The 11879-nt window shown below is 36.9% G+C and carries 10 protein-coding genes, 1 pseudogene and 1 other annotated feature; of the genes and pseudogenes, 1 reads left to right on the top strand and 10 read right to left on the bottom strand.

The window, feature by feature from the left end; all coding sequences use genetic code 11:
• Positions 1 to 71 precede the first annotated feature (71 nt).
• The 10 genes from EV207_RS22165 to EV207_RS22215 all read right to left on the bottom strand — a co-directional run bounded on the left by EV207_RS22165 (position 72) and on the right by EV207_RS22215 (position 10187).
• Positions 72 to 449 (bottom strand): hypothetical protein, encoded by a 378-nt coding sequence (locus tag EV207_RS22165; RefSeq protein WP_132748551.1) that lies wholly within the window; start codon positions 447 to 449, stop codon positions 72 to 74.
• A 100-nt stretch (positions 450 to 549) separates the two neighbouring features.
• Positions 550 to 1830 carry a hypothetical protein gene (locus EV207_RS22170; RefSeq protein ID WP_132748553.1) on the bottom strand — a complete coding sequence of 427 codons (1281 nt, stop codon included), beginning with the start codon at positions 1828 to 1830 and terminating at the stop codon, positions 550 to 552.
• A 323-nt stretch (positions 1831 to 2153) separates the two neighbouring features.
• Positions 2154 to 2534, bottom strand: a complete 381-nt coding sequence (locus EV207_RS22175) for a hypothetical protein (protein ID WP_132748555.1) — start codon at positions 2532 to 2534, stop codon at positions 2154 to 2156.
• Positions 2535 to 2776: 242 nt separating this feature from the next.
• The gene (locus EV207_RS22180) at positions 2777 to 3241 is read right to left on the bottom strand and encodes a DinB family protein (RefSeq protein ID WP_132748557.1); all 465 of its coding nucleotides are present in this window, start codon (positions 3239 to 3241) and stop codon (positions 2777 to 2779) included.
• 169 nt (positions 3242 to 3410) lie between these two features.
• On the bottom strand, positions 3411 to 4631 hold the full coding sequence (locus EV207_RS22185; protein WP_132748559.1) for an aspartate aminotransferase family protein: 1221 nt from the start codon (positions 4629 to 4631) through the stop codon (positions 3411 to 3413).
• 117 nt (positions 4632 to 4748) lie between these two features.
• Positions 4749 to 5004, bottom strand: a binding site (T-box leader).
• A 529-nt stretch (positions 5005 to 5533) separates the two neighbouring features.
• Positions 5534 to 6715: a NupC/NupG family nucleoside CNT transporter gene (locus EV207_RS22195; protein WP_132748560.1), complete on the bottom strand. Its 1182-nt coding sequence runs from the start codon at positions 6713 to 6715 to the stop codon at positions 5534 to 5536.
• 66 nt (positions 6716 to 6781) lie between these two features.
• Positions 6782 to 6976: a hypothetical protein gene (locus tag EV207_RS22200; RefSeq protein WP_132748562.1), complete on the bottom strand. Its 195-nt coding sequence runs from the start codon at positions 6974 to 6976 to the stop codon at positions 6782 to 6784.
• A gap of 17 nt (positions 6977 to 6993) precedes the next feature.
• The gene (gene deoD / locus EV207_RS22205; protein ID WP_132748563.1) at positions 6994 to 7701 is read right to left on the bottom strand and encodes a purine-nucleoside phosphorylase; all 708 of its coding nucleotides are present in this window, start codon (positions 7699 to 7701) and stop codon (positions 6994 to 6996) included.
• A gap of 354 nt (positions 7702 to 8055) precedes the next feature.
• Positions 8056 to 9492 carry an AcpB/EbpR/MafR family transcriptional regulator gene (locus EV207_RS22210; protein ID WP_132748565.1) on the bottom strand — a complete coding sequence of 479 codons (1437 nt, stop codon included), beginning with the start codon at positions 9490 to 9492 and terminating at the stop codon, positions 8056 to 8058.
• Between the two features lie 263 nt (positions 9493 to 9755).
• Positions 9756 to 10187, bottom strand: coding sequence for a MarR family winged helix-turn-helix transcriptional regulator (locus EV207_RS22215; RefSeq protein WP_132748567.1), 432 nt, complete (start codon positions 10185 to 10187; stop codon positions 9756 to 9758).
• 170 nt (positions 10188 to 10357) lie between these two features.
• On the opposite strand from EV207_RS22215, the pseudogene EV207_RS22220 reads away from it, so the two are divergent.
• A pseudogene (locus EV207_RS22220) lies at positions 10358 to 11681 on the top strand (amidohydrolase family protein).
• Positions 11682 to 11879: the final 198 nt, after the last annotated feature.

Below are 11879 nucleotides of genomic sequence, written 5' to 3' on the forward strand. Positions count from 1 at the left end.
CCTTTCATTTTTTAGGTGAAAGTTATGGCATTGAAAACCCTGATATAACCCAATTTCTTGGGACATCGACATTAGACTATGAATATTTCAGGTTTGATTTTGTTGGCAATGCTTCCTACCGCTCCTTGGATTGCACCTGTTGCACGGAAAATACCAAAGGATCCGCCAACAATAAAAATATAAAAAATAATACCCGCTGAATCGATCATCCCTTGATGAATCGATTTAAAAATATCCATAAATTTTGCAGGAGACGACGATACAACTTGATAAGTGCCATCGACAACAAGCGTTGCCCCGTCTTTGGTTATTCTTTTATATTCTCCGGCAGGGACTAGATAAGTTACTATTGCAGCCAAAACAATAATGCAAAACAAAATAACAAAGACATGGGGAACTTTCAGATGCCGCTTTTTCTCGTTCGTGGAAGGCGACGTTGCAAGATTCATAACTAACCTCCTAAGTGATGTCGTTATATAGTCGTTAACTGACTATAAATAATAACTCACTACTAAAATAGTCTATAGTGAATCGTTTGTCAACAATATTCTAAAAATTGTGATTCCAATTATATAACGTTCGCGGACGGCCATTGAGGTGCGGTTGCTCTTCACCGGCGATGATTAAATAACCTGAATCAAAAAGCCTTTTGATGACACGTTCCCCGGTGCGTTTACTTACATTAAAGTAGACTGACCAATCATTTGAAGTAAATGCCTGATTGTTTCTTAATTCTAGGAAATGCAATAATTTATTTACAGTTAAAACACTAATCCCCGCGGTCTTAGAAATGTCGATAACATCTAGATCCTCTGATTTAAGCTGGGTTTCGTATGTCATGTCACTTTTGATATGTTCAAGCGGACCTATAATTTTTTGCTCATCACTAACGATAAACGTTTCTGAAAGCCCGGCTTTTGCACTTTTTTTCGATAAGTCAAAGGCTATATTTGCGTGTTTTATTGCTTCCTGAAGATGATTCCCAAAGCCAATCCCAACAGAGTAAGTTATTTCATTATTTGTAAAAAGCGGTTCTCGGAATTTTTTGGTTATTAGTTCAATTGTTCCCCTTGTGCTATAGAGCATAAATTCATTATTTTTATATTGAATGTCTATATTGTTTTCACGTGAGAATGTTTCTATAAATGATTTTAGATCAAATTTTTCATTTGTGGGACTTATGTCGATCATTCCTGACGCCATCTGTGATCCTTGTTTTTGTTTTAGCTGGACCTGTGATATGATTTGATCTAGTGTATCAATAATATTCTTTGATGGGTCAATAACATACATTGACGGGACACCTTCCGATTGCAGCTTATCATAGACCGTATGGACACAAGTCAGCGCCAGTTTTGTTCCTCCTTGTTTCCATAAAGAATGATGATAATGGTAAAGTGATTGGATTTGTTGGTACTTTGTCGCGCTGTCAGTTGTTAATTCATAGGCGTAGTTTATTTTCCCGTTCATTTGCGCTTCATCCGTTACCGAAAATAATATTGACTTGTCCGGTGTATCAATGGAAATGTCATTTAGGGCAATACCAAGATTATTGATGATATGCAGAAAGGAATAAGAAAAAGTAAGTTCATTAATTGGCACTTTAACACTAGGTATATCAACCTTGTAGCGATAAGACTTAGCATATTCATAAGGCATCATACCAGCGAACAACCACCCATCACAGTTGGCAGCCTTTGGGAGACTTTCAGTTACCCCACTTGGATGGTCATAAGGAAAATAAATTAAATTTACCTCCTTGTTATCCGAAAGATCATCGAGCTGATCTAAAAATTTTTGTGATCCAAAGACAGCAATGTCAATTTTCAATCCGTATCCCTCATTTTAAACGTTTATTTTCAAAACTTACCGGGCAACCATATTATTAATTCGATTTATTTACGGCAGGTCCCTTCTTTTATTCAAAAATTGGGGGAACAACCGCCGGGTCGTGAGAGACCCAGAAACATACCTATATTCAACGACACAAAAAAAGAATCCATTTTAAATAAAGATTAATCAAAATGGATTCTTATCTTTTTAATGAACATTCCGTTTTAAAAATACTCACTTAGAATTCTCTTTAAAGGTATCAAAACTGCAACTTTCTTTAAGAATCAAATCCTAGGTCCTTTTTTTATTCAGTAAGTGAATTAATCATAAAAGATTAAGTGCATATTACTGCTAGTTCTTGACTTTGCAAAAAATTCCGCTTCATTTCCTCCATCAACAAAGTTGCCAATACCGCGAAATACTCCACACTCGCCTCGTTTTATATACCTTGTTCCTACATAATCATTATAACTTTCAGGATCGTACTCCCATAATTCAACTTTTAACGCACCAGCTGGACCCACATAAGCATCCCGACAAATCATATAATCTCCACCTGTAGAAGCATACACATGACTTTCAGCACCATTAGAATAAAGAGTTTCTTCTCCTAAGTAATCCCAGCCGCTGCTTGCAAATGCAGAAGAAGGGACCAACAACGCAGCTACCAATGCCATGACACTTATTTTAAACTTTTTCATGCTCATTCCTCCTCTCCCGTTTTGGCTTATAAAATATTATTCGCCATAAAATATCTAAATCCTCCTATTTTATCCAAAATACATAAATGCTATAAAAGTGCATGAATGGACTATTTATACGTGCAAAATTTATCAAGACCTAAAAAAATCCTTTAAAATATAGGAGAATACATATTTTACATAGGCTGATATGTATTCTCTTTTTACTCAATTAAAGCGTCCGATTCTGTTGTCCCTTTTTATTATCTCTCCCAAAACGCCGGCGGTTCAATCCCAAGCGACCGCAGGTAAATAAAACCTTGGCCCCGATGGTGGATTTCATTTTCCAACGCATAATGCAGGCGTTCGAAATGACTCATTTCGCCACCAAAAAAAGGATCTTTTTCTACGGTGTGCAACCGTTCCTCGGTGATCTTTGGCCACCATTTTTGTACATCCTCCTTTGTTTCGTGACAACTGTCCAAAAGTTCCGCTTTAGTCGAAACACCAGCAAAAGGCTGGCTATATTCCCATTCACCGAGAGCGATACCGCGCGTATATCCGCGTTCAATATCCAGTATCTCTAAAATCATTTTTGAGAATGACCGCAGCGGTTCGATCGGTGCAAAGGTGAATAACTTATCTTCAGGAAAAGCCTCAATTGTTCGAATGGTTAAGCGACGATTCCCACCCAAAATTTCGCGAAATTGCTCCAATGTCATGACCATTATTGGTCGCCTCCTTAATTAGTTGTCCCTTTTATTTTAAAGCGTCTACCCTGACAAAAGCGGTCAGTGAAGAAAAAGATCTTAACCTTTTCAAGGAGTACTTCCAACTGTCATATTCTGTCCTCCAATTTATGCAACAGAAACACTAGCATAATCTTTTTTTCCTCTATCACACTCCACCTGCCATGGTAAGCGGTTGTGGCATACAGGCAAGAAATTGATCGATAAACTGATCGATTTCTTCTTTTGCTATGATAAGAGGAGGGAGAAGACGAATAATATTCCCTTGTGTGACATCAACTAACATTCCCTTTTCTAGCAAGTCTAACTGAAATTTTTTCACGTTTTCATTTGTATCATGAATACTGATTCCGAACATCATGCCGCAATGACGTACTTCTTCGATAAAATAAGGGTTTTCTCTCCGGACTTTTTGAAGCTGCTCGTTTAAATATAAGGACGTATCATAAGATTTCTGCATTAAACCATCATCAATTAATGTTTTTAATACTGTTAATCCTAAAGCCGTACTGATTGGCGGGTGTGCAAATGTAGTTCCATGGTCCCCGGGTGAAAACATGTCATAAAGACGCGCACCAGCGATAATTCCTCCAAAAGGTATACCTCCTCCTGCTCCTTTGCCGAATTGAATAATGTCCGGTGTAACATCAGAATGTTGATAAGCAAACAACTTGCCTGTTCTGCCCATACCGCTTTGAACTTCATCCACGATAAAAAGCATATTATACTGCCGGCATAATCGTTCGACGCTTTTTAAATATCCGCTGGACAAAGGATAGATTCCGCCGCTTCCTGATACAGGCTCTAACATGATGGCCAGGGGATTTTTCGTACGAATTGTTCTTTCAAGCCCTTCCAAGTCTTCACGTTCCACTTCATAAACAGGAATCGCTGTATGGGGAAAATCCTGATATATGCCTTCCTGTCTAGTAAAGTGAAGAGCACCCAATGTACGTCCATGAAAACTTCCCCCGAGAACAACAATGCCATGACGTTGTTCATTTGTTATATTTCCGTATTTGTGAACCAGCTTCAATGTCGCTTCCGTCGCCTCTGCACCAGATGTTGTATAAAACACTTTCCCATCCTTTAATGAATGATCAACTATTTTTTTTGCATATTCAATAGCCACCGGATTTAAAAAGTGAAAAGGAAGATGTAAGCACTTTTCGACTTGGTCGCTGGCAGCCTTTATAATTTCAGGGTGACCATAACCTAATAGATTCACCCCTACACCAGAGAATAGGTCAAGATATTCCTTTCCATTGACATCATATAGCCTGCAGCCTCTTCCACCTGCTATGGCAACCGAAGTGCGGGGATACGCAGAAATTAAGTATTCTTTATCTAACTGAAACCAATTAGTCATGACATTTCCTCCTAAGTGTCTTCCTGTCAACTTGCTTTTATTGCGTTCTTATCATGTATCAAATAAAAAAACCTCGCCTGACAATCAACAATCGTGTTCCGATCACGATTTATTGATTACCGAGGCGAGGATTCGCGGTACCACTCAGCTTTTCTGTTTAACTTACGAAAAACAGACTCATAAAGTTCTACATAAACTTCGGTCCCTATAACGTGGACCACACCGTTGTTTTATACTCCAGCTTTTTCTTGCCATTTCCAAAACAAAGCTCAAAGGCGGCTTCAAAGTGAGGATAACGTCTGTTCTTTCAGCTTGTGAACAGATCTCTATCGCGTTAGAGCTCCCTTTTACTACTCCTTTTCAATGCTTATATGCTTTTTTTAGAATTATAATTTGATAGAGATGATTATAAGTCCCTATTTCACTGTTGTCAATAGCGGTTTTCTCAGATCTTTGATAGTTTCAAGGTATGGTACTGTTCAGCGTAACGAATCCAAATGAGGTTTAACAATTACCATAACTATTTTTGCCAATCTTCAATCATTTGTCTTTGGCAACAGTCATATAGCGTATTTTCTCGATGATGGTAAGATGCTTCTACTTCGATCATCACGTAATGAATCATTTCGTTTTCCCTTTTGAATATTTCATACAACAGTATAAGAAATTGTCTGTTGGCTTTGTTCTTCTGTGTGCTCAGATTCGCAAAAAAAACGGGGCATCATCAAGCCATTCACCACTACCTGATTAAGTCCACTATTGTTCATTATGGTTTTCATCATAGCTTAAGTAAAGTGCAGGGAGCCTTTTTTCATGCCCATTTTTTTGTGCCTCAGATCCTTTAATTACTAGGGGACAGTAATATTCCAAAAAGACCTTTTTTTTACAATCCATCTTATATCTTAAAATACAATGCCGATGATTATTGCAGATAGAATGCTTACAAGAGTAGCACCATATAACAATTTTAACCCGAAACGGGCAACAACGTTCCCTTGTTTTTCATTCAATCCTTTAACTGCACCCACGATTGTACCAATGGATCCAAAGTTAGCAAATGAAATTAGAAAAACTGATACAATGGCTGTTGTACGCTCACTTAAACTGCCCTGTATCTTAACAAAGTCAAGCATGGCAACAAATTCGTTCGCAACTAGTTTTGTCGCCATGATACTGCCAGCTTTAACAGCCTCATGCCATGGTACACCCATAAGAAAAGCAATTGGCGCAAAGACATACCCTAAAATCCCTTGAAACGAGATGCCGAATATACCACTGAATATTCCGTTAATTAAAGCAATTAACCCAACAAAACCAACTAACATTACCCCGACTACTATAGCTACCTTAAAACCATCCATAATATATTCGCCCAGCATTTCAAAAAATGTTTGTTTTTCTTCATCCTGAACATCAACAATATCTTCTTCCGGTTTAACTTCATACGGATTAATTATGGATGCAACTATAAAACCGCCAAATAAGTTTAATAATAATGCTGCCACTACATACCTAGGTTCTAGCATGGTCATATATGAACCAACAATTGACATAGACACAGTCGACATCGCCGACGCGCACAATGTATATAAACGATTTTTAGGCAATAATCCAAGTTGGTTTTTTACGGAAATAAACACTTCATTTTGCCCTACAATTGCTGCTGCAACAGCGTTATAAGATTCTAATTTTCCCATTCCATTTACTTTGCTCAGTACTAAACCAATATACCTTATAATAAAAGGCAGTATTTTATAATGCTGTAAAATCCCTATTATTGCTGACATAAAAACAATTGGCATCAAAACAAAAAGGAAAAATGTATGAGCCCCTTCGTTGGCAATCCCACCAAAGACAAAATTAATACCTTCGTTGGCATATTCAAGCAATTTTGAAAAACTGTCCGCAAAACCTTTAATTAAAAATTCCCCTACACTCGTTTTTAGTAAAATCAATCCTAACAAAATTTGAATAACAATCATTGTAATGATTGGACGATATTTAATCTTTTTCTTATCATTGCTCGCAAGCCATGCCAATAAGAGAACAATAATCAGACCAGCAACAGAAATTATATAATGCATGTTTATATCCCTCCAAAGTGTTGATTAAAAAGCTTGTTCCATTTTTTTCGGTATAGAATAATAGCTTTAAAGACTTCCACAAATTAACCCATTATTTAAAATGGCTACCACTATCGGGGATAAATGAATGGCGGCTGATGAAGGGATAATCGTAAATCCTGCACGCAAATAACGATCATTATCAATTAAGTACTTTTGTTTAATAACGGACTCCATCAAACGAATTGATGCTATTGCATTGGTTATTAATAACAGTGCCATTCACTTTTACATATAAATTACTCATCGATGACTGTATTAAGAGCTATTTCTACCATTTCATTAAAGGATTGCTCACTTTCTTTATGGGTTAGGCGTTCATTTGTTAATAATTGACTCCCTACTGTCAAAATAGATAATGCTTTTACACCATATTTAGCAGCTAAAGTATAAAGGGCAGTACTTTCCATTTCTACCGCTAATACACCGAAATCCATAAACTTGTGAAGCTTATCTAATGTTTCACGGTAGAATTCATCTGAATTATAAATGTTGCCTACAAAAACATTTACTTTTTTACTTTGTGCTTGCTGGTATGCTTTCATTAACAATGAAAAATCTGCCGTTGGTGCATAATTACAGCCATAAAAGATTTTCTCTGTCAGATTGCTATCTGAGGAAACCGCTTGGGCTAATATAATATCACGGATATTAAGCTCTTTTTGCATAGCACCACATGTCCCAATGCGAATCAATTTTTTAGCCCCATAATCATTTATCAATTCAGTTGCATATATGCTCATCGATGGGTTTCCCATCCCTGTCCCTTGAACGGAAATCGGCAAACCTTTGTATAATCCAGTGTACCCATACATCCCTCTTACTTCGTTATAACAATAGGCTTCATCCAAAAAATGCTCTGCCACAAATTTCGCACGCAAAGGATCCCCTGGAAGCAACACACGATCTGCTATTTCTCCTTTTTTTGCTCCTAAATGCACACTCATATCTTTTCCTCCTTCTCATACTAATGCCAAACTTAAGTTAACTAGAGAAACCGTTTCCATTTTCCACTAAAAAGATGGATACCCCAGCATTTCCTAAATAACTAAAAAAAAGTAGCTTTTATGAAGCTACTTTGAGCATACGTTTTTTTATACTAACAAACTAGACCAAATTCTTACGTAGAGAACCGAAGAAAATTGACCAAAATAAAGAAAACTCGCCGATTGGCGAGCCCTTGGCGAAGACAAAGGCGTAGTTGCGACGCACAGGACGTGCTAGTACTGGCGTTGTAACAGGATGTTACGTCTCTAGCCAGTGCACTTATGTGCGTCAGAAAGTTATACTTTCTGATTAACTTACAAAAGCAATTCTTTACGAATATTATCTAAATCTCTTTTAGATGGAATCGTAGAAATAATAACAACTGGGACTGTCTTTAATGCAACAGGAAAATTACTTATGACGAAATCAATATTATGTTGCTGCACAATTTCGTCAGTCAGCCCTTTCATTATTGAAGTATTAATGATCAACTGGTCCCCAATTTCCTTTTTTATCAAATTCGCTATGTAATGACGGATTGAAAATTCTTCTCCGATTACTAAGAAAGCTTTTTTACTTTTATAACGTAAGCTCGAACTAACCAATAGTGTTAGTTTTGTTAAATGAAAGTCATTATACAATACAGAAGGGTAAGCTGTATTCCACTTTTGCATGCAAGTTTGCAATTCTTGGTTAATCTTCTGACACTCTTTTTGAACATATGTAGTTAAATTACTTTTTGAAACCAACAGCAATTCAGGAATTGCATTATCGATTAATAGCTTGTCAAAGAACTCATATATTTCCAAGATAAATCGTTCTTTCATATCAATATTGGGATAAACCTTTACCAATAACGTTAAAAACCGATTAACCATTTGATATACTTCTTTATTTTTGCGTAATTCAACTTCTTTAATCGGTGCCGTTTCTGATCCATCGTAATAATTATATTGGCTAAGACTAAACATTGATTGCATAAAGTATATTTCACTTTTTGGTAATTCAATGGAAAACGTTTGTTCAAGCCTCTTTGCAAAATTTGTCACTGGTAAATAAAAAACACCTTGTTCCCAAGGGAAATCCTTTTCAGAAATTTTTATACATTTCCCTTTAATAACTCTTTCTAAAACAATAGCAACTAAAAAAGATAAACTTCTTTTGGAATTGATAAAATAAACAATATTTTCTTCATTCTCTATATTTGTGATTAATTGATTTATAAAAGTATAATTGATTTTCGCAAAGGGCCATCCCGTAAACTCGTATGCATCGCAATATAACTTCCAATAAAAATACCGAATATTTATTTCATTCCCCTTTATTGTAGGTGAAGAATAAGTAATGCGTAAGTTATACGGTTTCAGATCATTATTATTTAATTGTGCAATCAGTTTTTTCAAAGATGAGGAACTCATAAACATTGCTTCAGCAAGTTCTTCCACTGAGAATCGACCAACATTAGTAAACAATAAATTCATCAGTCGATAAAAAATAGTTTGTCTGAACATAATAGAAATCACTTCATTAACAGTATTGCTTCGCCCATCACGTTGAAGAAAGATTCCCTTCCCTCTAGAAACTTCAATTGTTAGAGCAGGTGGTAAATGCTTGCTTATCTCCTCAACTATCTTACGTATTGTTTTATCTGAGATACCTAATTTTTTTTCAACTTCGGCTAAGGTAAACCATCTTTGTTCAGTATCAAGCAAAGTTAATAGTTGGCTAGCTAATTTAAATTCCTTATCCACTTTCTCACCTTTTTTCTACTAGATTTTTCCTGGTTGCGGTGTCGATATAACTCGTCGTGTTTGTTTTCCTACAGTTACTCTATATTCTAATAAAGCATCAATATCAATTTTATATCCCTTCATTACAGTAGAATTTTTTAAGATTCACACCATTTTGAAAGGATACATAGCATCCATTAGGTTCTATTTTGGTCGATATGGGATCAAAATGCCCGGACCTTCGAGCAGCAGCTTGCAGCTATCCTTGATTCCATTAGTCACGCTCATTTTAAATGTTGATTGACTTTGTTCAACAATTCTATTAAGGTTTGCTGCTCCTCTTCGGTAATGGCTGAAATGATTTCGTCCTCCACCTTTTGGAAGGATTGATTAAAGGAGTCAATCAATTCAACGGCTTTTGGCAAAACATAAATATTTTTTTGCCGTTCATTATTGGCCGGGATTTTGCGCTCGATCAATCCTTTTTTCTCAAGGCCTTGAAGCATGCTTGTAATGCTGGCACCGCGCAAATGGAAACGATCCGCAAGATCCTTTTGAATTAAATCTTCCCCTTGATTCTTGTAGATATAGTCAATAATTTTTCCTTGCTGAGCGTTTAACCCCAAATCTTTTATGCTGTCATCCGCTCTCTTTTTTAACTTAAGTCCGATAATTTGAAACAAATCAAGATAGGTTGTATCTTTTCGGGACTTCATGGTTGTACCTCCTAATGTAACTGCTGAATAGTTAGAGGACTAACTGTCAACAGAGAAACTATACAAAATTTCCACTTGATTGTCAATGATAAAAATTAGCCTATTGACAATTAGTTACCTAATAGTTAATATTCAAAATGAATTGTTTTTAACTAAGGAGGAACATCAAAATGACAAACGAAACTCATCACTCTACGCCGGAAAAAGTTACGGCGATTACAAATGTGCGTATTTTCGATGGAGAAAAGGTTATCGATGCAAGAAATATTGTTATCAAAGGGGAAAAAAATTATTGCAGTAGGCGAAGATATTCCAGCAAATGCAACGATCTTCAATGCGGAAAATGCAACATTATTGCCCGGTTTGATTGATGCACATGTTCACACTTCTATAGGTGGACTAAGGGATGCTTTAAAATTTGGTGTTACAACCGAACTCGAAATGAACGGTGATTTTACAAAAAGAGGGCGTGAGATCCAATTGAAAGACTTGGTTGATGTCGCTGACGTTCGTTCTACTGGTACAGCGATCACTGCTCCCGGCGGTCATCCGGATGAACTGCTGCCAGATGGGGATGAAATTCCTGAATTTGTATTAAAAGAATTGGAAAAACTTTCAAAGGAAGAGAGGGAGGCTATGCTGGCTGCATACGCACATGATCACGAAGAAATTCCTCAAGTGACGACTATGGAAGAAGCAATCAAGCATGTGCATACCCAAGTTGAAAATGGAGCCGACTTCATTAAAATCATGATTGAAGAAGGTACAGTCATGGGCGCCCCTGGACTGCCTGTTTTAAGTGACGACATTTTAAAAGCAGCTGTGGAAGAAGCTCATAAGCTGGATAAAATCGTCATTGCCCATGTACTGACTGCTCATTCTTCCCAAGCTGCCATCAATATTGGAGTGGACGGTTTGGGCCATTTGTTTATCGACAGACCCGGATCAACGTCCAAGTTGGTGAAATCTATAGCTGAGTCGGGTGCATTTGTTACACCATGCTTGGTACCATGCTTGGTATTGAACTCATCAATCCTTGGAAATTCGGCAGCGGAATTGGCGGATGATCCACGTGTATATTCCAAATTAAGTCCAGAATGGATTGACATTTTAAACTCCAGCTTTAATACCTTTCCTCAAGGCAGTATGGAGAATAGCTTTAATAATGTGATGGATCTTCACCATGCGGGTGTAGATATTCTGGTCGGGACGGATGTCTCCCCGGTCCCTGTTCCGAATCTTGGTGGTCTTGCTCATGGTGCCAGCGTTCATCATGAAATGTTATTGCTGGTTAAGGCGGGGTTTACTCCTATAGAAGCACTTAGATCAGCCACCTCAAAAACGGCCCGTCGATTTTGTCTTGATGATCGCGGCCGTATTGCAGAAGGTATGCGTGCTGACCTTGTACTGGTAGACGGCGATCCGACAACCAAGATAACTGATACTTTGACTATCAAAACTGTATGGCTCAAAGGTGTGAAACAACCAATTTAATCGTTATTAAATTTTAAGTATACTTAATATATTTAACTAAGATTGTGAAAAGGTGTACTTAATGTAGTCCTTTAATTTTAAAAGGAATAAAAAAATAACATTGTCCTAGATTATTCATAGAAAATCCTTAATAAGACGGAAAATGCTTATCCATCAAGCGATTTCACAATATCTGTTACGCATCAAATAAATGAAAAA

The sequence above is a fragment of the Scopulibacillus darangshiensis genome (assembly GCF_004341035.1).
Classification (GTDB): domain Bacteria; phylum Bacillota; class Bacilli; order Bacillales; family Sporolactobacillaceae; genus Scopulibacillus; species Scopulibacillus darangshiensis.